Source organism: Pseudomonas sp. ADAK13, from assembly GCF_012935715.1.
GTDB lineage: Bacteria > Pseudomonadota > Gammaproteobacteria > Pseudomonadales > Pseudomonadaceae > Aquipseudomonas.
On sequence record NZ_CP052860.1, the window covers coordinates 1,478,895 to 1,504,638 of the forward strand.

The 25,744-nt window shown below is 58.2% G+C and carries 22 protein-coding genes, 2 tRNA genes and 3 rRNA genes; 12 read left to right on the forward strand and 15 right to left on the reverse strand.

Annotated features, from left to right (window positions below; translation table 11 throughout):
* Position 1 precedes the first annotated feature (1 nt).
* From HKK54_RS07060 to HKK54_RS07100, 9 genes are all read right to left on the reverse strand, one after another.
* Complete coding sequence (locus tag HKK54_RS07060; protein ID WP_010174459.1) at positions 2–751, reverse strand: pantothenate kinase; 750 nt, start codon at positions 749–751, stop codon at positions 2–4.
* A complete protein-coding gene (birA, locus tag HKK54_RS07065; protein WP_010174457.1) occupies positions 741–1,700 on the reverse strand; it encodes a bifunctional biotin--[acetyl-CoA-carboxylase] ligase/biotin operon repressor BirA in 960 nt (319 codons plus the stop codon). Before birA ends, HKK54_RS07060 begins: the two co-directional genes overlap by 11 nt.
* A 166-nt stretch (positions 1,701–1,866) precedes the next feature.
* Positions 1,867–1,982 (reverse strand): 5S ribosomal RNA (gene rrf, locus HKK54_RS07070).
* 156 nt (positions 1,983–2,138) lie between these two features.
* Positions 2,139–5,032, reverse strand: a 23S ribosomal RNA gene (locus tag HKK54_RS07075).
* Between the two features lie 246 nt (positions 5,033–5,278).
* Positions 5,279–5,354 (reverse strand) — tRNA-Ala (locus HKK54_RS07080).
* 30 nt (positions 5,355–5,384) lie between these two features.
* Positions 5,385–5,461: transfer RNA gene (locus HKK54_RS07085), tRNA-Ile, on the reverse strand.
* 83 nt (positions 5,462–5,544) lie between these two features.
* Positions 5,545–7,080: ribosomal RNA gene (locus HKK54_RS07090) — 16S ribosomal RNA — on the reverse strand.
* Together the 16S, 23S and 5S rRNA genes with 2 tRNA genes alongside form the textbook arrangement of a ribosomal RNA operon.
* A gap of 626 nt (positions 7,081–7,706) precedes the next feature.
* A complete protein-coding gene (locus HKK54_RS07095; RefSeq protein WP_010174134.1) occupies positions 7,707–9,200 on the reverse strand; it encodes a CoA-acylating methylmalonate-semialdehyde dehydrogenase in 1,494 nt (497 codons plus the stop codon).
* A gap of 39 nt (positions 9,201–9,239) precedes the next feature.
* Positions 9,240–10,589 carry an aspartate aminotransferase family protein gene (locus tag HKK54_RS07100; RefSeq protein ID WP_010174133.1) on the reverse strand — a complete coding sequence of 450 codons (1,350 nt, stop codon included), beginning with the start codon at positions 10,587–10,589 and terminating at the stop codon, positions 9,240–9,242.
* Positions 10,590–10,715: 126 nt separating this feature from the next.
* Here HKK54_RS07100 and HKK54_RS07105 point away from each other — a divergent pair, with 126 nt between their 5' ends.
* From HKK54_RS07105 to HKK54_RS07120, 4 genes are all read left to right on the forward strand, one after another.
* The gene (locus HKK54_RS07105) at positions 10,716–11,636 is read left to right on the forward strand and encodes a LysR family transcriptional regulator (RefSeq protein ID WP_010174131.1); all 921 of its coding nucleotides are present in this window, start codon (positions 10,716–10,718) and stop codon (positions 11,634–11,636) included.
* An 87-nt stretch (positions 11,637–11,723) separates the two neighbouring features.
* The gene (locus HKK54_RS07110; RefSeq protein ID WP_010174129.1) at positions 11,724–13,118 is read left to right on the forward strand and encodes a uracil-xanthine permease family protein; all 1,395 of its coding nucleotides are present in this window, start codon (positions 11,724–11,726) and stop codon (positions 13,116–13,118) included.
* A gap of 87 nt (positions 13,119–13,205) precedes the next feature.
* The gene (locus HKK54_RS07115; RefSeq protein WP_010174127.1) at positions 13,206–13,865 is read left to right on the forward strand and encodes a TetR/AcrR family transcriptional regulator; all 660 of its coding nucleotides are present in this window, start codon (positions 13,206–13,208) and stop codon (positions 13,863–13,865) included.
* A gap of 12 nt (positions 13,866–13,877) precedes the next feature.
* Entirely contained in the window at positions 13,878–14,459 is a 582-nt protein-coding gene (locus HKK54_RS07120) for an IMPACT family protein (RefSeq protein WP_169386441.1), read from the forward strand.
* 302 nt (positions 14,460–14,761) lie between these two features.
* Here the strand turns inward: HKK54_RS07120 and HKK54_RS07125 are convergent, their stop codons facing one another.
* A complete protein-coding gene (locus HKK54_RS07125; RefSeq protein ID WP_169386442.1) occupies positions 14,762–15,154 on the reverse strand; it encodes a hypothetical protein in 393 nt (130 codons plus the stop codon).
* A gap of 83 nt (positions 15,155–15,237) precedes the next feature.
* On the opposite strand from HKK54_RS07125, the gene HKK54_RS07130 reads away from it, so the two are divergent.
* From HKK54_RS07130 to HKK54_RS07140, 3 genes are all read left to right on the forward strand, one after another.
* Complete coding sequence (locus tag HKK54_RS07130) at positions 15,238–15,588, forward strand: MerR family transcriptional regulator (protein WP_010174121.1); 351 nt, start codon at positions 15,238–15,240, stop codon at positions 15,586–15,588.
* Positions 15,589–15,614: 26 nt separating this feature from the next.
* Positions 15,615–16,301, forward strand: coding sequence for an SDR family oxidoreductase (locus HKK54_RS07135; RefSeq protein ID WP_010174119.1), 687 nt, complete (start codon positions 15,615–15,617; stop codon positions 16,299–16,301).
* A 146-nt stretch (positions 16,302–16,447) separates the two neighbouring features.
* Positions 16,448–17,806: an 8-oxoguanine deaminase gene (locus tag HKK54_RS07140; RefSeq protein ID WP_010174117.1), complete on the forward strand. Its 1,359-nt coding sequence runs from the start codon at positions 16,448–16,450 to the stop codon at positions 17,804–17,806.
* Between the two features lie 132 nt (positions 17,807–17,938).
* On the opposite strand, the gene HKK54_RS07145 is transcribed toward HKK54_RS07140, so the two are convergent.
* The gene (locus HKK54_RS07145; protein WP_169386443.1) at positions 17,939–19,027 is read right to left on the reverse strand and encodes a calcium:proton antiporter; all 1,089 of its coding nucleotides are present in this window, start codon (positions 19,025–19,027) and stop codon (positions 17,939–17,941) included.
* A 194-nt stretch (positions 19,028–19,221) separates the two neighbouring features.
* On the opposite strand from HKK54_RS07145, the gene HKK54_RS07150 reads away from it, so the two are divergent.
* On the forward strand, positions 19,222–20,175 hold the full coding sequence (locus HKK54_RS07150; protein WP_169386444.1) for an adenosine deaminase: 954 nt from the start codon (positions 19,222–19,224) through the stop codon (positions 20,173–20,175).
* On the opposite strand, the gene HKK54_RS07155 is transcribed toward HKK54_RS07150, so the two are convergent.
* Together HKK54_RS07155 and HKK54_RS07160 are read right to left on the reverse strand one after the other, a co-directional pair.
* On the reverse strand, positions 20,172–20,864 hold the full coding sequence (locus HKK54_RS07155) for an ArsR/SmtB family transcription factor (protein WP_169386445.1): 693 nt from the start codon (positions 20,862–20,864) through the stop codon (positions 20,172–20,174). The genes HKK54_RS07150 and HKK54_RS07155 overlap by 4 nt on opposite strands.
* Before the next feature lie 138 nt (positions 20,865–21,002).
* Positions 21,003–21,932 (reverse strand): LysR family transcriptional regulator, encoded by a 930-nt coding sequence (locus HKK54_RS07160; RefSeq protein WP_010174108.1) that lies wholly within the window; start codon positions 21,930–21,932, stop codon positions 21,003–21,005.
* A gap of 115 nt (positions 21,933–22,047) precedes the next feature.
* Here HKK54_RS07160 and HKK54_RS07165 point away from each other — a divergent pair, with 115 nt between their 5' ends.
* The 3 genes from HKK54_RS07165 to HKK54_RS07175 all read left to right on the forward strand — a co-directional run bounded on the left by HKK54_RS07165 (position 22,048) and on the right by HKK54_RS07175 (position 23,709).
* On the forward strand, positions 22,048–22,341 hold the full coding sequence (locus HKK54_RS07165) for a putative quinol monooxygenase (RefSeq protein WP_010174107.1): 294 nt from the start codon (positions 22,048–22,050) through the stop codon (positions 22,339–22,341).
* Positions 22,342–22,368: 27 nt separating this feature from the next.
* The gene (locus HKK54_RS07170) at positions 22,369–23,382 is read left to right on the forward strand and encodes a zinc-binding alcohol dehydrogenase family protein (RefSeq protein WP_169386446.1); all 1,014 of its coding nucleotides are present in this window, start codon (positions 22,369–22,371) and stop codon (positions 23,380–23,382) included.
* A gap of 147 nt (positions 23,383–23,529) precedes the next feature.
* Positions 23,530–23,709 (forward strand): hypothetical protein, encoded by a 180-nt coding sequence (locus HKK54_RS07175; RefSeq protein ID WP_010174105.1) that lies wholly within the window; start codon positions 23,530–23,532, stop codon positions 23,707–23,709.
* Between the two features lie 5 nt (positions 23,710–23,714).
* On the opposite strand, the gene HKK54_RS07180 is transcribed toward HKK54_RS07175, so the two are convergent.
* Both HKK54_RS07180 and HKK54_RS07185 read right to left on the reverse strand, forming a co-directional pair.
* Positions 23,715–24,908 carry a multidrug effflux MFS transporter gene (locus HKK54_RS07180; RefSeq protein ID WP_169386447.1) on the reverse strand — a complete coding sequence of 398 codons (1,194 nt, stop codon included), beginning with the start codon at positions 24,906–24,908 and terminating at the stop codon, positions 23,715–23,717.
* Between the two features lie 86 nt (positions 24,909–24,994).
* Positions 24,995–25,195: a heavy-metal-associated domain-containing protein gene (locus HKK54_RS07185; RefSeq protein WP_010174103.1), complete on the reverse strand. Its 201-nt coding sequence runs from the start codon at positions 25,193–25,195 to the stop codon at positions 24,995–24,997.
* A 147-nt stretch (positions 25,196–25,342) separates the two neighbouring features.
* Here HKK54_RS07185 and HKK54_RS07190 point away from each other — a divergent pair, with 147 nt between their 5' ends.
* Positions 25,343–25,723 carry a hypothetical protein gene (locus tag HKK54_RS07190; protein WP_003211148.1) on the forward strand — a complete coding sequence of 127 codons (381 nt, stop codon included), beginning with the start codon at positions 25,343–25,345 and terminating at the stop codon, positions 25,721–25,723.
* The last annotated feature ends 21 nt before the right edge of the window (positions 25,724–25,744 follow it).

Sequence of the window (25,744 nt, forward strand, 5' to 3'; positions counted from 1 at the left end):
CTCAGGACAAAGGGCAAGCCATCGCCAAGCCAACAAAAACCAGATCAGGGACGAGCCTTCCGTGAGGCACCGCATCCGCCACCAGCTCGGCATCTCCACCGGTAAGGAAGACGGTGAAGTCAGCCCCCCAATAGCTACGAGCCAACTCCAACTGAGTGAGCACGAACCCTCTCAGCATAAGCGTACAGCCGCGCTCTACCGCCTCTACAGTTGTGCGGCCCGGAGACAGGGCCTCAAGGGCACGCTCAGCGGCAATATCGTCATAGCGTATTTTGCGGGTATGCGTTCGTAACTGGTTACGCATAAGCGGCATACCAGGACAAATAAAGCCTCCGAGGTGCTCGCCGTCCGCGGCAATGAAGTCCGCGGTCGCTGCGGTGCCAAAATCGAGCACCAGGCACGCGCCCGACGCCAACTGAAAACCGCCCAACATAGCGAGCCAGCGATCCAGGCCCAGGCGTTCGAAATCTTCATACCCATTCCGCACCCCGCCCATCTGCCTTGCTGAAGCGGCGCAGAGCACGTTGACGCCAAACGCTTTTACCAGGGTAGCGACCAGTTGATTCGTCTCATCCGAGGCACGAACACTCACTAAGCGGCAATCCTTTAACGCGAGCCCCGTGAGCGCGAACAGGCTATCGATCAGAGAGGCATCCGACCCGACGACGCCCTCTGCAAAGATGCGCGCCCTATCCGACTCAAGCACTCGCCATTTTATAAAGCTATTCCCACAGTCGAGCTCAAGAATCATCACGCAACCTCAGGCTTAGCTCACCACCGCTATATACTTTTTCAACACCATCCACGCTCAACCGTAGCGCACCCTGCCCGTCGATCCCCAATACCACTCCATCAATCTGATTCACACCCGCGATGAGCGACACCGATCGACCCTGCCACAGATGGCTCTGCTCCCATTCACTCTGGATGGTGGAAAAACCGGAAGCCTGGTGGCGATCAAGATAAGCCTGCAGTTGCACGCCAAGACGCGCTACCAGGTAGTTACGATCAACAGCACTGCCGGTCTCCAACTGTACGGAGGTCCATTGCTGATCGACCTCTTCGGCCTTCTGCATATTCACATTAATGCCGATACCCAGGACGACGTGGCAGACATCAGCAGGATCACCAACCAGCTCCAGGAGAATCCCGGCGATCTTTTTCTGCTCCACCAAAACGTCATTTGGCCACTTCAACCCGGCATTGCGAACCCCCGCATCCCGCAGCGCCTGCATAACCGCCAATCCGACTACCAGGCTTAGGCCCTCCAACTGGCGCATACCGCCATCGATCCGCAGCACGAGACTGTAGTAGACGTTTTGAGCGAAAGGACTGATCCACTTCCGCCCTCGCCTTCCCCTGCCGGCAGTTTGCTGCTCTGAAAGCACGAGAAACGGCGCGGTGCGGCCCGCCTCGATAAGGCGCAATGCCTCGGCATTGGTAGAGTCAATGGAGTCAAAGATATAAACAGGCCATGCAGGAACAGGCACATGCCGACCAATTTCGTCAGCATTTAAGAACACCAGAGGCGAAGCCAACTGATACCCCCGACCGCGGACTTTATGGATGGGTAGATTCAATTCTGCCTCGAGATGCTGAAGCTGCTTCCACACAGCACTGCGACTGACACCCAAGGCAGCACCAAGAGCTTCCCCGGAGTGGAATCGACCATCTTTTAGAAGTTTCAACAACGTCAGCATGCAAGTCTCGCCTCACAATGAGGCAGGCATAATAGCCATGCATAAGGCCATTGCATAGAAAGGCAAGACTTTGGCATTGAAGATACCTGAAGACGGTCGCAACACTTTTCAACCGCCCAAAACAAAACCCCTGATCGCGTTAGCAATCAGGGGTTCTGGAATTTAATCTTGACGATGACCTACTCTCACATGGGGAAACCCCACACTACCATCGGCGATGCATCGTTTCACTGCTGAGTTCGGGATGGGATCAGGTGGTTCCAATGCTCTATGGTCGTCAAGAAATTCGGGTACTGAGTCGTGGCCAGTTGGCCTCGCTTCAGCAAATTGGGTATGTGACAGCTTTCGGTGTTTGCAAGAATCGAACTTTCGGTTCATTTCGTCTTCACACACCGCAATCTGGTGCCTTTTCAGGTCAGCAAATTGCTTGGGTGTTATATGGTCAAGCCTCACGGGCAATTAGTATTGGTTAGCTCAACGCCTCACAGCGCTTACACACCCAACCTATCAACGTCGTAGTCTTCGACGGCCCTTCAGGGAACTCAAGGTTCCAGTGAGATCTCATCTTGAGGCTAGTTTCCCGCTTAGATGCTTTCAGCGGTTATCTATTCCGAACATAGCTACCCGGCAATGCCACTGGCGTGACAACCGGAACACCAGAGGTTCGTCCACTCCGGTCCTCTCGTACTAGGAGCAGCCCCTCTCAAATCTCAAACGTCCACGGCAGATAGGGACCGAACTGTCTCACGACGTTCTAAACCCAGCTCGCGTACCACTTTAAATGGCGAACAGCCATACCCTTGGGACCGGCTTCAGCCCCAGGATGTGATGAGCCGACATCGAGGTGCCAAACACCGCCGTCGATATGAACTCTTGGGCGGTATCAGCCTGTTATCCCCGGAGTACCTTTTATCCGTTGAGCGATGGCCCTTCCATACAGAACCACCGGATCACTAAGACCTACTTTCGTACCTGCTCGACGTGTCTGTCTCGCAGTCAAGCGCGCTTTTGCCTTTATACTCTACGACCGATTTCCGACCGGTCTGAGCGCACCTTCGTACTCCTCCGTTACTCTTTAGGAGGAGACCGCCCCAGTCAAACTACCCACCATACACTGTCCTCGATCCGGATAACGGACCTGAGTTAGAACCTCAAAGTTGCCAGGGTGGTATTTCAAGGTTGGCTCCACGCGAACTGGCGTCCACGCTTCAAAGCCTCCCACCTATCCTACACAAGCAAATTCAAAGTCCAGTGCAAAGCTATAGTAAAGGTTCACGGGGTCTTTCCGTCTAGCCGCGGATACACTGCATCTTCACAGCGATTTCAATTTCACTGAGTCTCGGGTGGAGACAGCGCCGCCATCGTTACGCCATTCGTGCAGGTCGGAACTTACCCGACAAGGAATTTCGCTACCTTAGGACCGTTATAGTTACGGCCGCCGTTTACCGGGGCTTCGATCAAGAGCTTCGCGTTAGCTAACCCCATCAATTAACCTTCCGGCACCGGGCAGGCGTCACACCCTATACGTCCACTTTCGTGTTTGCAGAGTGCTGTGTTTTTAATAAACAGTCGCAGCGGCCTGGTATCTTCGACCGGCATGAGCTTACGGAGCAAGTCCTTCACCCTCACCGGCGCACCTTCTCCCGAAGTTACGGTGCCATTTTGCCTAGTTCCTTCACCCGAGTTCTCTCAAGCGCCTTGGTATTCTCTACCCAACCACCTGTGTCGGTTTGGGGTACGGTTCCTAGTTACCTGAAGCTTAGAAGCTTTTCTTGGAAGCATGGCATCAACCACTTCGTTAACTAAAAGTTAACTCGTCATCAGCTCTCGGCCTTAGAATCCCGGATTTACCTAAGATTCCAGCCTACCACCTTAAACTTGGACAACCAACGCCAAGCTGGCCTAGCCTTCTCCGTCCCTCCATCGCAATAACCAGAAGTACAGGAATATTAACCTGTTTTCCATCGACTACGCTTTTCAGCCTCGCCTTAGGGACCGACTAACCCTGCGTCGATTAACGTTGCGCAGGAAACCTTGGTCTTTCGGCGTGGGTGTTTTTCACACCCATTATCGTTACTCATGTCAGCATTCGCACTTCTGATACCTCCAGCAAGCTTCTCAACTCACCTTCACAGGCTTACAGAACGCTCCTCTACCGCATCATCCGAAGATGATACCCGTAGCTTCGGTGTATGGTTTGAGCCCCGTTACATCTTCCGCGCAGGCCGACTCGACTAGTGAGCTATTACGCTTTCTTTAAAGGGTGGCTGCTTCTAAGCCAACCTCCTAGCTGTCTAAGCCTTCCCACATCGTTTCCCACTTAACCATAACTTTGGGACCTTAGCTGACGGTCTGGGTTGTTTCCCTTTTCACGACGGACGTTAGCACCCGCCGTGTGTCTCCCATGCTCGGCACTTGTAGGTATTCGGAGTTTGCATCGGTTTGGTAAGTCGGGATGACCCCCTAGCCGAAACAGTGCTCTACCCCCTACAGTGATACATGAGGCGCTACCTAAATAGCTTTCGAGGAGAACCAGCTATCTCCGAGCTTGATTAGCCTTTCACTCCGATCCACAGGTCATCCGCTAACTTTTCAACGGTAGTCGGTTCGGTCCTCCAGTTAGTGTTACCCAACCTTCAACCTGCCCATGGATAGATCGCCCGGTTTCGGGTCTATTCCCAGCGACTAGACGCCCTATTAAGACTCGCTTTCGCTACGCCTCCCCTATTCGGTTAAGCTCGCCACTGAAAATAAGTCGCTGACCCATTATACAAAAGGTACGCAGTCACAGAACAAAGTCTGCTCCCACTGCTTGTACGCATACGGTTTCAGGATCTATTTCACTCCCCTCTCCGGGGTTCTTTTCGCCTTTCCCTCACGGTACTAGTTCACTATCGGTCAGTCAGTAGTATTTAGCCTTGGAGGATGGTCCCCCCATATTCAGACAAAGTTTCTCGTGCTCCGTCCTACTCGATTTCATGACTAAGAGATTTTCGCGTACAGGGCTATCACCCACTATGGCCGCACTTTCCAGAGCGTTCCGCTAATCTCAAAGCCACTTAAGGGCTAGTCCCCGTTCGCTCGCCACTACTAAGGGAATCTCGGTTGATTTCTTTTCCTCAGGGTACTTAGATGTTTCAGTTCCCATGGTTCGCTCCATACACCTATGTATTCAGTGTAAGGTAACCATCTTATGATGGCTGGGTTCCCCCATTCAGACATCTCCGGATCAAAGTCTGTTTGCCGACTCCCCGAAGCTTTTCGCAGGCTACCACGTCTTTCATCGCCTCTGACTGCCAAGGCATCCACCGTATGCGCTTCTTCACTTGACCATATAACCCCAAGCAATCTGGTTATACTGTGAAGACGACATTCGCCGAAAATTCGAATTTCTCAACTAAGAGAACTCACAAATTTTACCTTAGCCTGATCCGTTACCAGTGAAAGTAACGTTCAGTCTATCTTTCTATCACATACCCAAATTTTTAAAGAACGATCTAATCAAAGACTAGAAATCAACATTCACCATCGCATTGATGGAATGCTCATTTCTAAGCTTTCATGACAGAAGCAGTTAGTGGTGGAGCCAAACGGGATCGAACCGTTGACCTCCTGCGTGCAAGGCAGGCGCTCTCCCAGCTGAGCTATGGCCCCGTATTTCTACAGGCGTTTCCCACACAAAATTGGTGGGTCTGGGCAGATTCGAACTGCCGACCTCACCCTTATCAGGGGTGCGCTCTAACCAACTGAGCTACAGACCCAATTTCGGGCTGCTTCTTTATCGTCTTCTTCAATGAATCAAGCAATTCGTGTGGGAACTTATGGAGCAGCTGATGTCGTCGATTAAGGAGGTGATCCAGCCGCAGGTTCCCTACGGCTACCTTGTTACGACTTCACCCCAGTCATGAATCACACCGTGGTAACCGTCCTCCCGAAGGTTAGACTAGCTACTTCTGGTGCAACCCACTCCCATGGTGTGACGGGCGGTGTGTACAAGGCCCGGGAACGTATTCACCGCGACATTCTGATTCGCGATTACTAGCGATTCCGACTTCACGCAGTCGAGTTGCAGACTGCGATCCGGACTACGATCGGTTTTCTGGGATTAGCTCCACCTCGCGGCTTGGCAACCCTCTGTACCGACCATTGTAGCACGTGTGTAGCCCAGGCCGTAAGGGCCATGATGACTTGACGTCATCCCCACCTTCCTCCGGTTTGTCACCGGCAGTCTCCTTAGAGTGCCCACCATTACGTGCTGGTAACTAAGGACAAGGGTTGCGCTCGTTACGGGACTTAACCCAACATCTCACGACACGAGCTGACGACAGCCATGCAGCACCTGTCTCAATGTTCCCGAAGGCACCAATCTATCTCTAGAAAGTTCATTGGATGTCAAGGCCTGGTAAGGTTCTTCGCGTTGCTTCGAATTAAACCACATGCTCCACCGCTTGTGCGGGCCCCCGTCAATTCATTTGAGTTTTAACCTTGCGGCCGTACTCCCCAGGCGGTCAACTTAATGCGTTAGCTGCGCCACTAAGAGCTCAAGGCTCCCAACGGCTAGTTGACATCGTTTACGGCGTGGACTACCAGGGTATCTAATCCTGTTTGCTCCCCACGCTTTCGCACCTCAGTGTCAGTATCAGTCCAGGTGGTCGCCTTCGCCACTGGTGTTCCTTCCTATATCTACGCATTTCACCGCTACACAGGAAATTCCACCACCCTCTACCATACTCTAGCTCGTCAGTTTTGAATGCAGTTCCCAGGTTGAGCCCGGGGATTTCACATCCAACTTAACGAACCACCTACGCGCGCTTTACGCCCAGTAATTCCGATTAACGCTTGCACCCTCTGTATTACCGCGGCTGCTGGCACAGAGTTAGCCGGTGCTTATTCTGTCGGTAACGTCAAAACAGCAAAGTATTAATTTACTGCCCTTCCTCCCAACTTAAAGTGCTTTACAATCCGAAGACCTTCTTCACACACGCGGCATGGCTGGATCAGGCTTTCGCCCATTGTCCAATATTCCCCACTGCTGCCTCCCGTAGGAGTCTGGACCGTGTCTCAGTTCCAGTGTGACTGATCATCCTCTCAGACCAGTTACGGATCGTCGCCTTGGTGAGCCATTACCCCACCAACTAGCTAATCCGACCTAGGCTCATCTGATAGCGCAAGGCCCGAAGGTCCCCTGCTTTCTCCCGTAGGACGTATGCGGTATTAGCGTCCGTTTCCGGACGTTATCCCCCACTACCAGGCAGATTCCTAGGCATTACTCACCCGTCCGCCGCTCTCAAGAGAAGCAAGCTTCTCTCTACCGCTCGACTTGCATGTGTTAGGCCTGCCGCCAGCGTTCAATCTGAGCCATGATCAAACTCTTCAGTTCAAACATCTTTGGGTTTTTAAGAAACCCTAAACTTGGCTCAGCAATCGTTGGTTACATCTTTGATTTCTCGCGGAGTAACTTGTGATGCTGATAATCTTGCTGACTATCAGTCTGACTCCACAAGCACCCACACGAATTGCTTGATTCAGTTGTTAAAGAGCGGTTGGTTAAGATCTTTCGTCTCAACCGAGGCGCGCATTCTACAGCAGCCTCATTTGCTGTCAAGTGATTATTTTCAGAAGTTTTCAAAGTTTCCTTTGTAACTTCAACCACTTGCGCTTCCGATCTCTCGTTAGCGGGAGGCGAATTCTACAGCGTTACACGCTGCTGTCAACACCTCTTTTTCTCCGCTTTCGACCGAGAAGATCGAACCGTTAACAGAGCCAAACTACACCGCTCTATCAACTCCTTCCAGGCTTCGATGATCTGAAGTAGCTCGCTGTCGAAACCTACATAACTCTTTGTTTACCAAGGAGTTTTCCGTTTCGACTGCGCCGGAAGTGGGGCGAATTATAGACTTCCAGAATCTGCCGTCAACACCTTTTTTCACAATACTGTCATATCGGTCAAAAAAGCCCGGAAAAGCAAAGGCCGGCCCCAAGGGGCCGGCCTTCTATTGCGCTAACTTACAAGCTGGGAAAGGCAAACTGCGACGCTTCATGGCTGGCCCGTTGCGGCCAACGCTGGGTAATCGCCTTGCGACGGGTGTAGAAACGCACCCCATCCGGCCCATAAGCGTGCAAGTCGCCAAACAGCGAACGCTTCCAGCCACCAAAGCTGTGATACGCCACCGGCACCGGCAGCGGCACGTTGACACCCACCATGCCCACTTCAATCTCGTCACAGAACAACCGCGCCGCTTCACCGTCACGGGTGAAGATGCAAGTACCGTTGCCGTATTCGTGATCATTGATCAGTTGCATGGCGGCTTCCAGGCTGTTCACCCGCACCACACATAGCACCGGCCCAAAGATCTCTTCTTTATAGATGCGCATCTCCGGCGTCACACGATCGAACAGACTGCCCCCCAGGAAGAAACCTTCTTCGTGACCGGCAATACTCAGGCCACGACCGTCGACCACCAGCTCAGCGCCCGAAGCCACACCCTCTTCTATATAGCCACTGACTTTATCCCGCGCCTGCCCAGTCACCAGCGGCCCCATGTCCAACCCGCAGGAAGTGCCCGCACCAATCTTCAGCGCCTTGACCTGCGGCACCAGCTTGGCGATCAACGCATCCGCCACCTGGTCGCCGACACACACGGCAACAGAGATCGCCATGCAACGCTCACCACACGAACCATACGCCGCGCCCATCAAGGCACTGACCGCGTTGTCCAGATCCGCATCCGGCATCAGCACCGCATGGTTCTTCGCCCCGCCCAGCGCCTGTACGCGCTTGCCGCGTTTGGTGGCTTCGGAATAGATGTACTCGGCAATCGGCGTCGAGCCCACGAAGCTCAACGCTTTGACTTCCGGCGCTTCGATCAGTGCATCCACGGCGCCTTTGTCGCCGTGCACCACGCTCAGCACGCCTTTAGGCAAGCCAGCTTCCTGCAACAGTTGTGCAATCAGCAATGTCGAGCTTGGATCACGCTCCGACGGCTTGAGGATGAAGCAGTTGCCGCAGACGATCGCCAGCGGGTACATCCACAACGGCACCATGGCCGGGAAGTTGAACGGCGTAATGCCGGCCACCACACCCAGCGGCTGGAAATCAGACCAGGCGTCGATGTTCGGGCCGACGTTACGGCTGTACTCGCCCTTGAGGATTTCCGGTGCCGAGCACGCGTACTCCACGTTCTCGATCCCGCGCTTCAACTCACCGGCCGCATCTTCCAGCGTCTTGCCGTGCTCTTCGCTGATCAGCTGGGAGATGCGCGCTTCGTTCTGTTCCAGCAATTGCTTGAAACGAAACATCACCTGGGCACGCTTGGCCGGCGGCGTGTTGCGCCACGCCGGGAAGGCTGCCTTGGCCGAGTCGATGGCAGTTTGAATGGTTTCACGGCTGGCCAACGGCACCTGGTGAATCACCTGGCCAGTCGACGGGTTGTACACGTCAGCCGTGCGACCGTTCTCGGTCACCAGTTGGCCGTTGATCAAATGCTGGATGAGGCTCATGCAGGGCTCCTGAAAAGTTGTTCTATATAGAAGGAGAAATCAGTCGATCTTGTTCAGCACTTCGCCGACCGCATCGAACAAGCGATCCAGGTCCTGCGGCTTGCTATTGAAGGTTGGCCCGAATTGCAGGGTGTCGCCGCCAAAGCGCACATAGAAGCCGGCTTTCCACAGTGCCATGCCCGCTTCGAACGGACGCACGATCGCATCACCATCACGCGGCGCAATCTGGATCGCACCGGCCAGGCCATAGTTACGAATATCGATCACGTTCTTGCTGCCCTTCAGGCCGTGCAACGCATTCTCGAAATGCGGTGCGACTTCGGCCACGCTCTGCACGAGGTTTTCCTTCTGCAGCAGGTCGAGTGCCGCCAGGCCAGCCGCGCAAGCCACCGGGTGAGCCGAGTAGGTGTAACCGTGTGGGAATTCCACCGCGTACTCTGGCGTCGCCTGGTTCATGAATGTCTGATAAATCTCGGTGCTGGCAATCACCGCGCCCATCGGGATCGCGCCGTTGGTGACTTGCTTGGCGATGCACATCAGGTCCGGAGTCACGCCAAAGCTGTCGGCGCCAAACATCGAACCGGTACGACCGAAGCCGGTGATCACTTCGTCGAACACCAACAGGATGTTGTGTTGATCGCAGATCTCACGCAGACGCTTCAGGTAACCCTGCGGCGGCACCAACACGCCAGCGGAACCCGCCATCGGCTCAACAAACACCGCAGCGATGTTCGACGCATCGTGCAACTCAATCAGCTTGAGCAACTCATCCGCCAGGGCAATACCGCCCAGCTCCGGCATGCCACGGGAAAACGCATTGCTCGCCAGCAAGGTGTGAGGCAGATGGTCAACATCCATCAGGCCCTGGCCAAAGATCTTACGGTTACCGTTAACGCCGCCCAGACTGGTACCGGCGATGTTCACACCGTGATAACCACGGGCACGGCCAATCATCTTGGTCTTGGTCGCCTGGCCCTTCAGGCGCCAGTACGCACGCACCATCTTCACCGCAGTGTCGGCGCACTCGGAGCCGGAGTCGGTGAAGAACACATGGTTCAGGTTGCCCGGGGTCAGGTCGGTAATCTTTTCTGCCAGCTGGAACGACAAAGGATGACCGTATTGGAAGCCCGGCGAGTAGTCCAATGTGCCCAGTTGCTTGGCGACCGCTTCCTGGATTTCCTTGCGGGTATGCCCGGCGCCGCAGGTCCACAGCCCCGACAGCGAGTCGTACACCTTGCGCCCCTTGTCATCGGTCAACCAGCTGCCTTCGGCCGCCACGATCAGGCGCGGGTCACGATGGAAGTTACGGTTGGCGGTGTACGGCATCCAGTGGGCGTCCAGCTTCAATTGGCTGGCCAGGGTGGACGGAGCGTTTTCGGGCATGTTCATGAGCAAAACCTCGCAAGGCAAAAGGCAGCGTAGGGATTTGAAAAGCGTTGTTGCAGCTAAATTGCCACGGGGATAAAGTCGGTGAAATTCAACTCTTCTAACCTTCAGTCAGGCCTTCACTAAACTATGAGCAGCCGTCGACCCGACCCACTGGCCCAAGTCAGCGACTTCGATATCCGCTTGTTGCGCATCTTTCGCAGCGTGGTGGAGTGCGGTGGCTTCTCGGCGGCGGAAACCGTACTGGGGATTGGACGCTCGGCCATCAGCCAGCAGATGAGTGACTTGGAGCAGCGCCTTGGCCTACGCCTGTGCCAGCGTGGGCGTGCGGGTTTTTCCCTGACCGAGGAAGGACGCGAGGTGTATCAGTCAGCGCTTCAGTTACTCAGCGCACTGGAAAGTTTTCGCACTGAGGTCAACGGATTGCACCAGCATTTGCGCGGCGAACTGATCATCGGCCTGACCGACAACCTGGTCACCCTGCCCCACATGCGCATTACCCACGCCTTGGCGCAGTTGAAGGAGCGGGGGCCAGACGTGCAAATCCAGATCCGCATGATCGCCCCCAATGAAGTGGAACAAGGCGTGCTCGATGGCCGCCTGCATGTCGGCGTAGTCCCCCAGGCAAGCGCCTTGTCGGGCCTCGAATACCAGCCGCTGTACAGCGAACGCTCGCTGCTTTACTGCGCGGTCGGCCACCCGCTGTTTTATGCCGACGACAAGCAACTGGACGATGAGCGCATCAACAGCCAGGACGCCATCGCCCCGACCTTCCGCTTGCCGGCCGATATCCAGGCTCACTACCAGGCACTCAATTGCACCGCCAGCGCCTCGGACCGCGAGGGCATGGCCTTCCTGATCCTGACAGGCCGCTACATCGGCTACCTGCCCGATCACTACGCCAGCCTTTGGGTACAACAAGGCCGACTGCGCGCGCTGAAACCGGCCACGCGTTTTTACGATTTGAGCCTCGCTTCGGTCACGCGCAAGGGCCGTCGCCCTCATTTGGTGCTGGAAAGCTTCCTCGAAAGCTTGGCCGCAACGCGCTAGCACGGGCCTCACATAAAAACCTGAGCAACTGGACAGCTTTTTGCAAGGCATGGTGACCTAGAACCGTCAGCCATGAGTTACCACGCCATGCCGCCAGAATCCTCCAGCCCCAGCGACCTGATCTACGGCCTCAACGACCGCCCCAAACCACTGCCCGCCTTGCTTGCTGCATTGCAGCATGTGTTGGCTGCCTTTGTCGGCATCATCACCCCGCCGCTGATCATCGGCTCCACCCTGGGCCTGACCGCCCACCTGCCCTACCTGATCAGCATGGCATTGATGGTTTCCGGTGTAGGCACCTTCATCCAGGCGCGTAGGCCGTTCGGGATTGGCGCCGGGATGATCTGCCTGCAAGGCACCAGCTTCGCGTTTCTCGGCGCGGTGTTGTCGGCGGGGTTTCTGGTCAAGCAACGGGGCGGCAGCCCGGAAGACATCCTGGCGATGATTTTCGGCATTTGCTTCTTCGGCGCTGCAGTGCAGGTGATATTGAGCCGCTTTATCGGCCAACTCAGAAGAGTGATCACGCCACTGGTCACGGGGATTGTCATCACCCTGATCGGCATCAGCCTGATCAAAGTCGGCATCACTGACTTGGGCGGCGGCTTCAACGCGCCGGACTTCGGCGCCCCGACCAATCTGGCGCTCGGCCTGTTCGTGGTGTTGACGATCATCCTGCTCAACCGCTCGAACACGCCGTGGGTTCGCCTCAGCGCGATCATCATCGGCCTGGCGCTAGGCAGCCTCGCCGCCTGGCTCAGCGGCAAACTCGTCCCACAAGCCCTGCCTGACTTGCCATTGATCAGCCTGCCTACACCGTTCCACTTTGGTTTCAACTTCGACTGGAGCGCTTTCCTGCCGGTGGCGCTGATTTATCTGATCAGCACCATCGAAACCGTCGGCGACCTCACCGCCAACTGCATGATCGCCCGCCAGCCCATCAGCGGTCCTTCCTATATAAGCCGGCTCAAGGGTGGCGTGCTGGGGGATGGCATCAGTTGCATGATCGCCGCCACCTTCAGTGCCTTTCCCAACACGACGTTCGCCCAGAACAACGGTGTGATACAACTGACCGGAGTCGCCAGCCGTTACGTCGGCCTGTACATCGGCGTGGTGCTGTTTTGTCTCGGAATGTTTCCACTGATTGGCGCGGTGCTGCAACAAATTCCCAAGCCAGTGCTGGGCGGCGCGACCCTGGTGATGTTCGGCAGCGTGGCCGCCGCCGGCGTGCGCATCCTCGCGCAGGCACCGCTGGATCGACGCAGCATGCTGATCATCGCCACATCGTTCGGCGTCGGCCTGGGGATCGCCGCCCAGCCAAACCTGCTGCACCTGATGCCCACCCTGGTGCAGAACCTGTTCGACTCAGCCATCACCAGCGGCGGCCTGACCGCCATTGTGTTGTGCCTGTTGCTGCCTGAACCCAAGGCCACTGCGGATGCCGCAAACCGGGCATTGGAAAGCGACACTCTGGAACCGCTTTGACGGTTTTATCGTATCGGGACTTGTCTGGGGCTTGAGGGTGGGTTATCTGTGCACACGTCGTCTTCATCGATCTGCACGGAAACCTCCATGAGCCTCGAAGTTCCTGCCCACAGCAACCACGCCGGAAAACCTGCAAGCCGCATTCGCCAAAAGAACGAACAAGCGATTTTGCAGGCCGCCGAAGACGAGTTCGCCCGTCATGGCTACAAAGGCACCAGCATGAACACCATCGCGGCGAGTGCCGGGTTGCCGAAAGCCAACTTGCACTACTACTTCACCAACAAGCTGGGGCTGTACATTGCCGTGCTCAGCAACATCCTCGAATTGTGGGACAGCACGTTCAACACGCTGACCGCCGAGGATGACCCGGCCGCCGCCCTGACCCGCTACATCCGCACCAAGATGGAATTCTCGCGGCGCCAGCCACAGGCCTCGCGAATCTTCGCGATGGAGATCATCAGCGGCGGTGAATGCCTGACCGAATATTTCAGCCAGGACTACCGCGCCTGGTTCAGCGGCCGGGCGGCGGTGTTCCAGGCCTGGATCGACGCCGGCAAGATGGACCCCGTCGACCCGGTACACCTGATCTTCCTGCTGTGGGGCAGCACCCAGCATTACGCCGACTTTGCCACGCAAATCTGCCGCGTGACCGGGCGCACCAAGCTGACCAAGCAAGACATGGAAGACGCAGGCACCAACCTTATCCACATCATTCTCAAAGGCTGTGGCATCAAGCCCGCCCTCTAAACGAAGTTACCCATGCCTTTCACGCTTACCGGCTTTTGCGAATTTCGCGAAGAAATTCGCAAAAGCCGCTTCATTACCCTCGCCGCCCCCATCGCCAGCCCACAGGACGCCCAGGCCTTCATCGACCAGCACAGCGACCTGAACGCCACGCACAACTGCTGGGCCTGGAAACTCGGCGATCAATACCGCAGCAACGATGATGGCGAACCCGGCGGCACGGCCGGGCGACCGATCCTGGCCGCGATCGAAGCGCAGGATTGCGACCAGGTCGTGGTGTTGGTGATCCGCTGGTACGGTGGCATTCAACTGGGTACCGGCGGCCTAGCCCGCGCCTATGGCGGCGGCGCCAACAAATGCCTGCAAGCAGCCGAGCGCGTCGAACTGATCAAACGCGTGCCGCTGAGTTGTTCCTGTGGTTTTGCCGAGCTGCCGCTGGTGAAGTTACGGGTGGCCGAGTTGGGCGGGCTGGTGACAGAAGAAATCTTCACCGCCAATGGCGTCGACCTGCAATTGGCCCTCGGCGAAGCACACATCGACACGTTGCAAACCCAACTCGCCGGCCTGAGCCGCGGACGCATTCTGCTGCAGCGCTGAAACTGCCCACATCTACTGTGCACCTGCCTGTGGATAACCTGGGCACACCCCCCTGTAACCCTTCTGTCACAAGGGTTTCAGGCGGTTGTTCAGTTTTTGCTCAGCCCACCACACTAAAGTATTAATCCGGCTCAAAAACAGTCAGTTAGCCGGGTTATGTCCTTTAGAACAAAGGGCCGCAGCGCTTATACCCACCGATCACGCTTGCGCACAATTCCTGTGGAGCAACCTGTGGATAACCCGTGCAAGAGTGACCCGGCGGCAGAGCCCACAACGCCCCGGCACAACTGATCATTTTTCAATCAATTCACAGCCCGACGCACCGGTATTAATTGCGCTATCGCCCACAGCACTTCAAACACCACGACGACCACCAACACCGTACTGGCACCGTGGGCGAGCGCGTAAATCTGCCAGGTCGCAAACAGCACGCGGCCAGCTGCGTCATAGCGACCAAAAATCGCCTGGGGATCGCGGATTCGCAGCACCGACCACACGCAGACAATCGAGCCCATCAGGTTGGCCATCAACCTATGCACAGGCGCGAACGGCGGCAGCTCGCCGGGCAGGTTCAGCGCCACCAGGGCGTTATGCAGCAGGTCAAACGTCCAGGGTGTGACCAGCGCGGCGGTGACGATCAGGTCATACCAGCCGCTGGCCCGGACCAGTCGGCGGTATTGATGTGCAGTCCACATAGCAGCAAGTTCCTTCAATTCAAGAAGCCAGCAGGCTAAAGCCTGGAGTATGCTCAAGGGTCAAGCCCTCCAGAGCTCTCTACATGCGTATCGGCGAATTAGCCCAGGCCAGCCAGGTCAGCCGCGACACCCTGCGCTTCTACGAGCAGCGCGGGTTGATTGCCGCGCAACGCAGCGCCAACGGTTACCGCGACTACCCCGCCGACATGCTGCAGTTGGTGCTGTACATCAAGACCGCCCAGCGCCTGGGCTTCAGCCTCAGTGAAATTGGCAACAGTGTCGGCGCCTTGTGGCAAGCTCCAGACCCCGACAGCGCCGTCACCCAACTGCTGCAAGACAAGCTCAACCTGATCGAAACCCGCATCACTGAACTCGAACAACTGCGCCAGGAGTTGCAACAACGACTCGGGCAACGTTGCCCACTGACCCCGTGAACCTCCACCGTCAAAGGAAGCCATTCATGTCTACGTCAAAAACCGCACTGATTATCGGCGCCTCCCGGGGCCTCGGCCTTGGCCTGGTCAAGCAACTGCTGGCGGACGGCTGGGAGGTGACCGCTACCGTGCGCGACCCGCAAAAGGCCGATGCGTTGAAGGCCCTGGGCCCGGTGCAGATCGAAAAGCTCGACATGGATGATCAACAGGCCGTGATCGCCCTGAGCCAGCGTCTCAAGGAGACAACCTTCGACCTGCTGTTCGTCAACGCCGGGGTCAAAGGTCCCGCCAATCAGGAGCCGGGCCATGCCACCCTGGCTGAAGTCGGCCAACTGTTTTTCACCAACGCCGTGGCGCCGATCAACCTGGCCCAGCGTTTTGTCGGGCAGATCCGCCCGGACACCGGCGTGCTGGCCTTCATGAGTTCGATCCTGGGCAGCGTCACCATCCCCGACGGCTCGGACCTGGCCCTGTACAAAGCCAGCAAGGCCGCCCTCAACTCCATGACCAACAGTTTTGTCACCCAGTTGGGCGATCAAAAACTGACCGTGCTGTCGTTGCACCCGGGCTGGGTGAAAACCGACATGGGCGGCGAAAACGCGCACATCGACGTGCCTACCAGCGTCCGCGGCCTGGTCGACCAGGTGAATGCCTACACCGGCAAGGGCGGCCATCACTTTGTGGACTACAAGGGCGACACCATCGCCTGGTAAAAACACCAGGATCGTTATCGGCGGATTGCCGTCGATAACGATCCACACGTAAACTGCGCACCTCGCCCTCCCCGGCGACCCTGGATCAGCAGACAGGGCAACACTGAGCTGGCAAACCTGAACCCATCATTCAGAGGAGCCGGCCAATGCCTGCGACCCGTATCTGGTTAAAAAACCCCCTCGCGATTTTCACTGCCAATGGCCTCGATGCCCGTGGCGGCCTGGTGCTGCAAGACGGTGTGATCACCGAAGTGCTGGGCTGGGGCCGAGAACCCGCCGTGCCCTGTGGACAAGTGTTCGATGCCCGTGAGCATGTGGTGCTTCCGGGGCTGATCAACACCCACCATCACTTCTACCAAACCCTGACCCGCGCCTGGGCTCCGGTGGTTAACCAGCCGCTGTTTCCCTGGTTGAAAACCCTGTACCCGGTGTGGGCCCGCCTCACCCCGGAAAAACTCGCGCTCGCCTCCAAAGTCGCCCTCGCTGAATTACTGCTCTCGGGCTGCACCACCGCGGCAGACCACCACTACCTGTTCCCTGACGGCCTTGAACAGGCGATCGACGTGCAAGTCGACAGCGTGCGGGAACTGGGCATGCGCGCCATGCTCACCCGCGGCTCCATGAGCCTGGGCGAGGCCGATGGCGGGCTGCCACCGCAGCAAACCGTGCAACAAGGCGAAGTGATTCTGGAAGACAGCCGCCGCCTGATCCGCCAGTACCACGAGCGCGGCGACGGCGCGCAAATCCAGATTGCCCTGGCGCCCTGCTCCCCGTTTTCCGTCACCCCGGAAATCATGGAAGCCAGCGCCGAACTGGCGAATAACCTCGACGTGCGCCTGCACACGCACCTGGCGGAAACCCTCGACGAAGAAGACTTCTGCCTGCAGCGTTTCGGCCTGCGCACCGTGGATTACCTCGACAGCGTCGGCTGGCTCGGCCCACGCACGTGGCTGGCCCATGGCATTCACTTCAACCCCGAAGAAATCGCACGCCTTGGTGCCGCTGGAACCGGGATATGCCATTGCCCGAGCTCCAACATGCGCCTGGCTTCCGGCATATGCCCGACCCTCGACCTGCTCGCCGCCGGCGCACCGATTGGCCTGGGCGTGGACGGTTCGGCGTCCAACGATGCGTCGAACATGATCCTGGAAACGCGCCAGGCGTTGTACATCCAGCGCCTGCGTTACGGGGCCGAGAAGATCACCCCGGAGTTGGTGTTGGGTTGGGCTACAAAGGGTTCGGCGCAGTTACTTGGCCGCAGCGACATCGGCGAACTGGCCGTCGGCAAACAAGCCGACCTGGCGCTGTTCAAACTCGATGAGCTGCGCTTCTCCGGCAGCCACGACCCGATCTCGGCACTGCTGCTGTGCGGCGCCGACCGGGCGGACCGGGTGATGGTCGGCGGCAAATGGCGGGTGATCGACGGACAGGTCGAGGGCCTGGATCTGAAGGGCTTGATTGCCGATCACAGCCAGGCAGCGCGGGAATTGATCAACCGGATCTAAGCCAGGCACAGATCAAATGTGGGAGCCGGGCTTGCCCGCGATGCAGGCACCTCGGTCTTTCAGTTGCACCGAGGTGATGCTATCGCAGGCAAGCCAGCTCGCACATTTGATCAGCGGTGTACTCAGGAACGGTTACAACCCCAACAGCGACAACATGATAAACGTCGCAAACAACACAAAGTGGGTCATCCCCTCGATGGCGTTGGTTTCGCCATCGTTGAGGTTGATCGCGCTGACGATCAGCGTGATAAACACCATCACGGTCTGCACCGGTGTCATCGCCATTTGAAACGGCTGGCCGGTGTACAAGGCCATGGCTTCCATCACCGGCACGGTCAAAATCACCGTCGACAGCGACGCCCCCAGCGCGATGTTCACCACCGACTGCATGCGGTTGGCCAACGCTGCGCGCAACGCGGTCAAAATCTCCGGGGCGGCGGAAATCGCGGCCACGATGATCGCCGTAATCACCGGTGGAGCGCCCGTGCCCTCCAGGCCCAGGTCGAGGGTCTTGGACATCACCTCGGCCAACGCGCCAATCACAATCACGCCAAACACCAGGGTCCCGATGGAGAACGCCAGGTTGATCGGCGGCGACTCGTCTTCCGGCTGTTTCTTGCGGCGTTTTTCCGGGTAGCTGTAGCTGAAGAAATAACTGTGGGGCCCCACCTGCATCCGCAGGAACAGGGTGTAGAGCACCACCATCGCACCGATGGTGAAGGCCGAGTAAATTTTCCAGTCCGCCTCGGGGATAAACTCCGGCACCACCATCGACACGCCCATGGCGGTAAGGATCATCACGCTGTAGGTCCGTGCCGAATCGTCGTTGTAGGACTGTTCGCCATGCTTGATCCCACCCATCAGCGCCGCCAGGCCAAGGATGCCATTGATGTCGAGCATCACCGCCGAATAGATGGTGTCCCGCACCAGGGTCGGCGACGGCTCGTTGCTCATCATGATCGCCAGAATCACCACTTCCACCAGCACGGCGGCGAGGGTCAGGATCATGGTGCCGTAGGGATCACCGACTTTTTCCGCCAGTTGCTCGGCGTGGTGAGCCACGCGCATCGAGGCCACGACGATAAAGCCGATCAGCGCCACGCCGCCCAGCAGCGCCACCATCTGCCCGCTGTGCAGCATCCAGTGCTCCAGCGGGTAGGCGGCGATGGCGGCAATCAGCGCCAGCAGCATGAATTTTTCTTGCTTGAGGGATGTGAGCATTCCGGGCCTTTTAGTGCAGCAAATCAGTCATTGATGGGGGTACAGACTGCACCGCGCCGCTAACGTTTCGTTACACCTTAGTTCACGCACCGCTTGCACGACGCCCGCGGATGCTCACCGCTTGGTCAGGTTTTACCGATTATTTCGGCGTGCGCCTGTAGAATGCCGCCATTGCACCTGATGAGAATTTATAAATGTACGATTGGCTCAACGCCCTGCCCAAGGCTGAATTGCACCTGCACCTGGAAGGCTCGCTGGAGCCTGAGCTGCTGTTCGCCCTGGCCGAACGCAATAAGATCGCGCTGCCGTGGAACGACGTCGAAACCCTGCGCAAGGCCTACGCCTTCAACAACCTGCAAGAGTTTCTCGACCTCTATTACAAGGGCGCCGATGTACTGCGCACGTCCCAGGATTTCTACGACCTGACTTGGGCCTACCTGCTGCGCTGTAAGGCCCAGAACGTGATCCACACCGAACCGTTCTTCGACCCGCAGACCCACACCGACCGTGGCGTGCCCTTCGAAGTGGTGCTCAATGGCATCGCCGCCGCATTGAAAGACGGCGAGCAGCAACTGGGCATCACCAGCGGTTTGATCCTCAGCTTCCTGCGCCACTTGAGCGAAGAGGAAGCCGAGAAAACCCTCGACCAGGCGCTGCCATTCCGTGACGCGTTCGTGGCCGTGGGCCTGGATAGTTCGGAAATGGGTCACCCGCCGAGCAAGTTCCAGCGCGTGTTCGACCGTGCCCGTCACGAAGGTTTCCTGACCGTCGCCCACGCCGGTGAAGAAGGGCCGCCGGAATACATCTGGGAAGCCATCGACCTGCTGAAGATCCAGCGTATAGACCATGGCGTACGCGCCATTGAAGACGAGCGCCTGATGCAACGGATCATCGATGAGCAGATCCCGCTGACGGTGTGCCCGCTGTCCAACACCAAGCTGTGCGTGTTCGACGACATGTCCCAACACAACATCCTCGACATGCTTGAGCGTGGGGTGAAGGTCACGGTGAACTCGGATGATCCGGCGTACTTCGGCGGTTATGTAACCGAGAACTTCCATGCGCTGTACACCTCCCTGGGCATGAGCCAGGACCAGGCCAAACGCCTGGCGCAAAACAGCCTGGATGCGCGGTTGGTCAAGCCTTAACTACCGACCGATGCGGCAAGCCGGGCAATTTCCAGTTGCCCGGCCTCACTGACCTGCAACGCCTGGGACTCATTGATCACACTGACCCAGCTCGACTGCATGCACAGTTGCAACAGCGCGGCCCCCAACGCACCGCCCACGTGCGGCTGCTGTTCGCTCCAGTCAAAACACTCACACACGATCGGCTGCACCAATGCCTGGGTGAAAATCCCCAGCGCCGCGAGTTTGCGGGAGCCGTATGGTGTCACTTCCGTACGCTGCTCCTGATGCTCGATCCAGCCGGCCGCCATCATCCGTTGATACACACCCGCTGCCAGTTCGCCGCCCAAATGCCCCTGGCAAAGCCTCGCCCGCCGCAACCCGGCAGGCGCGATCAGTGGCCGGGTATGAGTCGGCGTATTGCGGGCGACACTGGCCATGGTGGTACAGGCCAGTGCATCCACGGCGGCTCCCACATCGGCGGCAGCCACACGAAAGAAGCGTTTGCCGCTCCGGGCTTCGACGCGCAGCAGGCCGCCGGCCGTCAATCGCGTCAAATGGGCATTGGCCGAGGCCGGGGACAGCCCCGCAAGTAGAGCCAATTCATCGGAGGGTTTGGCCGAGCCGTCCATCAACGCCCACACCATCGCGGTACGTTTGGGGTCGGCCAATAATGTTGCGATCTGACTGATGCAAGGTGCCTGTTCCATGTGCTCATTCACTCCCTGTTAAAGCATTCGTCTGCTGCGGTTCGCGCAAAAGTATAAGCGTGAAAACGCCGGGTTCCGTGCCGTCTTACAGCACAACCAACGACAGAGGCTGAAGGAAACTTCCCGATATTCCCGGGGTTATGGTGTAGAAGCCGACCGCTCCGGCAACTGCGCAGTCAATGTCGCACAACGGGCAACGAGCATTTCCCGCAGAAGATTGATCGGCTTGCTCAGTTGCGCGCGATGGGCGCACAACAGGTTGAGGGGCGTACGCTCGCCCCGCAATTCCGGCAGGATCAGGCGCAGGCGCCCGGCCAGCACATCGCTGCTCACATCCAGCCAGGACTTATAAGCAATACCGACCCCGGCCACCGCCCAGCGCCGCACCACATCGGCGTCATCACTGAAGCGGTCGCCGGTTACGGTCAGGCTGACGTCGCGTTTGCCATCGTTGAAACCCCAATGGTCGTGCACCCGACTGCCGAGCATATACAGCAGGCAATTGTGCTGGGTCAGTTGCTCCAGATGACGAGGCTCACCGTGTCGCGCCAGGTAGCTGGGCGCGGCGCAGAGCACGCGGTAGTTGTCCGGGGCGATGGGCAGCGCGATCAAGCTGGAGTCTTCCGGCTCGCCATAGCGCAGGGCGATATCCACCGGCTGACGGAACAGGTCGGCAATCCGGTCGCCCAACAGCAGGCGCACGCTCAGCTCGGGGTACTCGCGCTGAAATTCATCCAGCCAGGGCAGCAGCTGGTTACGCCCGAAGTCCGACGGCGCCGACAGTTGCAGCACCCCGCTGACCTGATCCTGGCCGCTGGCCAATAACCGCCGGCCTTCATCCAGGCTACTCAAGGCCGCCCGGGCGTACTCCAGAAAGCCCTCGCCCTCAGCCGTCAGGCGCAGGCTGCGGGTAGAACGCGCCAGCAACCGCGCGCCCAGTTGCTGCTCGATGCGCTTCAACGCCGCGCTGGCCACCGCCGCCGACATGTCCATGACCCGCGCTGCAGCCGAGAGGCTGCCCAGGTCTGCGGCGCGCACAAACAACTGCAAATCGTCGAAACGCAGCATCCCGGCCCCATTATCAAAAAAACATTGAAAGAGACTGCTCTTTTAGCGGGTTTTATCTTCGAGAGAAATAGCCAATCATCTGTCTATCCCGTTCATCACGTGTCTGGAGTCGAATATGTCCGCTGCCTTTAACGTCATCGCCACGCTGATCGCCAAACCCGGCCAACAGGCCACCCTGGAAACCCTGCTGCGCGAGCTGCTGGAACCGACGCGCGTCGAAGCCGGCTGCCAGCAATACGACCTGCACCAGGATCTGCAACACCCCGAGACCTTCTACATGCTCGAACGCTGGAGCGACGACGCCGCGCTGGCCGACCACGACCAGAGCGCCCATATCCAGAATTTCCGCGCCAAGGCCGCCGACGTACTCGAGCATTTCGAACTCAAGCGCCTGAAGTTTCTTGCCTGATCAACCGACCCCTTTTTGGAAGCCCTCATGAAAGCCATCGCCTACTACGCCGCATTGCCCATCAACGATCCAAAATCCCTGCAAGACATCGAACTGCCAGAACCGGTCGCCGGCCCGCGTGACCTGCTGGTGGAAGTCAAAGCCATCTCGGTCAACCCCGTGGACACCAAGGTGCGCCAGAACGTCGCCCCGGAAAATGGCGCCGCCAAAGTCCTGGGCTGGGACGTGGCCGGTGTGGTCAAGGCTGTGGGCAGCGAAGTGAGCCTGTTCAAGGTCGGTGACAAGGTGTTCTACGCCGGCTCCCTGGTGCGCCCCGGCGGCAACAGCGAACTGCACACCGTAGACGAGCGCATCGTCGGCCATATGCCAAAAACCCTGGGTTTCGCCGATGCTGCAGCCCTGCCGCTGACCGCCATCACTGCCTGGGAATTACTCTTCGAACGCCTGCAAGTGCGCGAAGGCAAGGCCGATGAAGGCCAGAGCCTGCTGATCGTCGGTGCGTCCGGTGGTGTGGGATCGATCCTGACTCAACTGGCGAAACAACTTACTGGCCTGAAAGTTATCGGCACCGCCTCCCGCCCGGAAACCCAAGCGTGGGCCAAGGACCTGGGCGCCGACCTGGTGATCGACCACAGCAAACCCTTGAGCGAAGAGCTGAAAAACGCCGGCCATCCGCAGGTGAACTACGTCGCCAGCCTGACCCAGACCGACCAGCACCTGGACCAACTGGTGGAAGCGCTGATTCCCCAGGGCAAACTGGCGCTGATTGATGACCCCAAGGCGCTGGACGTGAGCAAACTCAAGCGCAAGAGCCTGTCGCTGCATTGGGAGTTCATGTACACCCGATCGATGTTCGAGACCGCCGACATGATCGAGCAACACAACCTGCTCAACCGCGTGGCCGAACTGATCGACGCCGGTACCCTGAAAACCACGGTGGGCGAGCACTTTGGCGTGATCAACGCGGCCAACCTGCGCCGTGCCCACGAACTGCTGGAAAGCGGCAAGGCCAAGGGCAAAATCGTGCTGGAAGGGTTCTAACCAAACGTTCTGTCAGTGTCGTCTGTTATTCACCTGAGTAATGGACGACACCGCTAGTCAGAGACTTGATCCTTGTCACATTTGTGGACGCATTCAGGTTTATATTGGCCGCCTTTGCCACGATTCTTTTACGCGAGGAAGTCAGCAATGAAGATCCTGATAAAAGCGTTAGCAAAATCCCACGGCAACAAATGGCAGGTTCGTCTCGACCAGAACGCCTTCACCTTCCGCAGTGAGGCCGAAGCCCGCGCGTTTGCCGACACCCTGCAAACCCGTATCCAGGCACCTCACCGATTCCCCGAAAGCCAGCAGCGTTCTGCTGGCTGACCTGCTCATTCCGCTGCTTGCAGTGCCCGTTGGCGCTGCAGGCGTCGGGTCAGCATCGCGAACGTCACGGCCAATACGCCACACAAGCTTATGACCATTGCCATCGGCATCGCCGTGCCGTCGTGCAACACCCCGACCAACGATGCCGCGCCGGCGGCCACACCAAACTGAATGCAACCGAGCAACGCCGATGCGCTGCCCGCCCGTGCGCCCTGCCCGCTCATGGCGCAAGCCGAGGTGTTGGGCAAAATGCAGCCCAGGCTGGCGATGCAGATGAACAGCGGCACCAGCAGTGGCCACAACGCCTCAGTGCGCAAAGCTGTAATGGCCAGCAACGACAGACCCGCCGCCAGGTACACCCACACCGTGCGCGACAACAGGAACGCCGGGCCGCGCGAGGCCAGCAGGCGCGCATTCACCTGTGCAACCAGGATAAAGCCGGCCGCGTTGGAGCCAAAGACCCAGCCATAATGCTCGGCAGGCACGCCATAGAGTTTGATAAAGACGAAAGGCGAACCCGCGATGTAGGCAAACATGCCGGCAATCGAGATGCCACCGGTCAAGGCGTAGCCCAGGTACACCCGGTCCGACAGCAACCGGCCATACTGGCGCAGGGCACCCGACAGAGGCTGACGCGGTTGATGGGCGGGAAAACTTTCCGGCAATCCGACTGCCACCGCGAGGGCCGCCATCACACTGAACGCCGTCAGCGCGATGAAGATCGACTGCCAGCCCCACACACCGACCATCACCCCACCCGCCAGCGGCGCAAGGATCGGCGCCAGCCCGGTGACCAGCATCAGCTGGGAAAACACCTTGGCCGAGCCCACCGCGTCGCATTTGTCACTCACCACTGCGCGGGAGATCACCATGCCCGCACAACCGCCCAGGGCCTGGACGAAGCGCGCGCCGATCAGCCATTCCAGCGTAGGCGCGTATGCACAGGCGAACGACGCCATGGTAAACAGGGTGACGCCGCTGAGCAGCGGCCCACGCCGGCCAAAACGGTCCGCCAGCGGCCCATAGATCAACTGGCCGATCGCCAGGCCCGTGAAGTACACGGCCAAGGTCAGCTGAATATGTTTTTCGTCGGTGCCGAATGCCACGGCCATGGCCGGGAAACCCGGCAGGTAGAAGTCGATGGCCAACGGCGCGAACGCGCTCAAGGCCCCCAAAATCAGGATTATACGAAGGTTCATCAGGCACCCAGGTGAGTCGGCAGCCCAACAGTCTAGCCGGGCTCGGGTGCCTTGAACATTAAGTTAGCTCGCTAACTATCAGAAAGTCAGGCGAGTTTGACGCTGTAGCCTTCTTCGCTGATCAGGTTGATCACTTCCGCCGGGGATAGCAGGCTGCTTTCCACGCCAACTTCCTTTGCCGCGAGGTCGACGCGCACGCTGGCCGACGGATCCTTATCCTGCACCGCCTGGGTGACCGAGCGAACGCAGTGGCCGCAGGTCATTCCTTCAACGCTGAATACTTGCATGACATGACTCCTTTGATGAGGTTGCCCGCAGTGTTGACCTTGCCACGATGGCAAGGTCAAGTTCTGAAAACATCGGCCGGGCTGGCATTCATTCGCGCCCTCGGCCAAGCTGCACCTATCCACGATGTGAACCTCGGAGAATTCGCCATGCGCTGGTCGTTTTTTGGCCTTGTCAGCCTGATGGGCTTGTTTGCCGCTGTGCCACCGGCCAGCGCGGATGAAGATTATGCAGTGCTGATCATTTCCCGGGAGCGCCTGGAAGTGCCGACCAACTGCGAGATTGGTTTGTATATTCAGGACCAGTTGGCCGGGCGGCTGTTCCAGGAGCAGGCCACGTCCTTCAACTTGCCGGCCGGGAATGTGTCGCTGCGCCTGAAGTTGCTGCCGGGGCAATCCCAGGGCTGCTTGCCGGGCATGCTCGCGCCGCCGGCGCAAAACATCACCTTGAAGGCCGGCGACGTGCGCAAGTTGCGTATCGCGCAAGGGCCGGACGGCATGTATCTGAAGCCGGCGGCATTGGAATATTGAAACATTGATCTGAAGCCTTGA

Coding starts and splice junctions, on each gene's coding strand:
- HKK54_RS07115 (WP_010174127.1), top strand. CDS start 13,206: ATGAGCCTCGAAGTTCCTGCCCACAGCAACCACGCCGGAAAACCTGCA.
- HKK54_RS07120 (WP_169386441.1), top strand. CDS start 13,878: ATGCCTTTCACGCTTACCGGCTTTTGCGAATTTCGCGAAGAAATTCGC.
- HKK54_RS07105 (WP_010174131.1), top strand. CDS start 10,716: ATGAGCAGCCGTCGACCCGACCCACTGGCCCAAGTCAGCGACTTCGAT.
- HKK54_RS07125 (WP_169386442.1), bottom strand. CDS start 15,154: ATGTGGACTGCACATCAATACCGCCGACTGGTCCGGGCCAGCGGCTGG.
- HKK54_RS07140 (WP_010174117.1), top strand. CDS start 16,448: ATGCCTGCGACCCGTATCTGGTTAAAAAACCCCCTCGCGATTTTCACT.
- HKK54_RS07095 (WP_010174134.1), bottom strand. CDS start 9,200: ATGAGCCTCATCCAGCATTTGATCAACGGCCAACTGGTGACCGAGAAC.
- HKK54_RS07170 (WP_169386446.1), top strand. CDS start 22,369: ATGAAAGCCATCGCCTACTACGCCGCATTGCCCATCAACGATCCAAAA.
- HKK54_RS07145 (WP_169386443.1), bottom strand. CDS start 19,027: ATGCTCACATCCCTCAAGCAAGAAAAATTCATGCTGCTGGCGCTGATT.
- birA (WP_010174457.1), bottom strand. CDS start 1,700: ATGCTGACGTTGTTGAAACTTCTAAAAGATGGTCGATTCCACTCCGGG.
- HKK54_RS07185 (WP_010174103.1), bottom strand. CDS start 25,195: ATGCAAGTATTCAGCGTTGAAGGAATGACCTGCGGCCACTGCGTTCGC.
- HKK54_RS07110 (WP_010174129.1), top strand. CDS start 11,724: ATGCCGCCAGAATCCTCCAGCCCCAGCGACCTGATCTACGGCCTCAAC.
- HKK54_RS07130 (WP_010174121.1), top strand. CDS start 15,238: ATGCGTATCGGCGAATTAGCCCAGGCCAGCCAGGTCAGCCGCGACACC.
- HKK54_RS07155 (WP_169386445.1), bottom strand. CDS start 20,864: ATGGAACAGGCACCTTGCATCAGTCAGATCGCAACATTATTGGCCGAC.
- HKK54_RS07165 (WP_010174107.1), top strand. CDS start 22,048: ATGTCCGCTGCCTTTAACGTCATCGCCACGCTGATCGCCAAACCCGGC.
- HKK54_RS07150 (WP_169386444.1), top strand. CDS start 19,222: ATGTACGATTGGCTCAACGCCCTGCCCAAGGCTGAATTGCACCTGCAC.
- HKK54_RS07175 (WP_010174105.1), top strand. CDS start 23,530: ATGAAGATCCTGATAAAAGCGTTAGCAAAATCCCACGGCAACAAATGG.
- HKK54_RS07100 (WP_010174133.1), bottom strand. CDS start 10,589: ATGAACATGCCCGAAAACGCTCCGTCCACCCTGGCCAGCCAATTGAAG.
- HKK54_RS07060 (WP_010174459.1), bottom strand. CDS start 751: ATGATTCTTGAGCTCGACTGTGGGAATAGCTTTATAAAATGGCGAGTG.
- HKK54_RS07135 (WP_010174119.1), top strand. CDS start 15,615: ATGTCTACGTCAAAAACCGCACTGATTATCGGCGCCTCCCGGGGCCTC.
- HKK54_RS07190 (WP_003211148.1), top strand. CDS start 25,343: ATGCGCTGGTCGTTTTTTGGCCTTGTCAGCCTGATGGGCTTGTTTGCC.
- HKK54_RS07180 (WP_169386447.1), bottom strand. CDS start 24,908: ATGAACCTTCGTATAATCCTGATTTTGGGGGCCTTGAGCGCGTTCGCG.
- HKK54_RS07160 (WP_010174108.1), bottom strand. CDS start 21,932: ATGCTGCGTTTCGACGATTTGCAGTTGTTTGTGCGCGCCGCAGACCTG.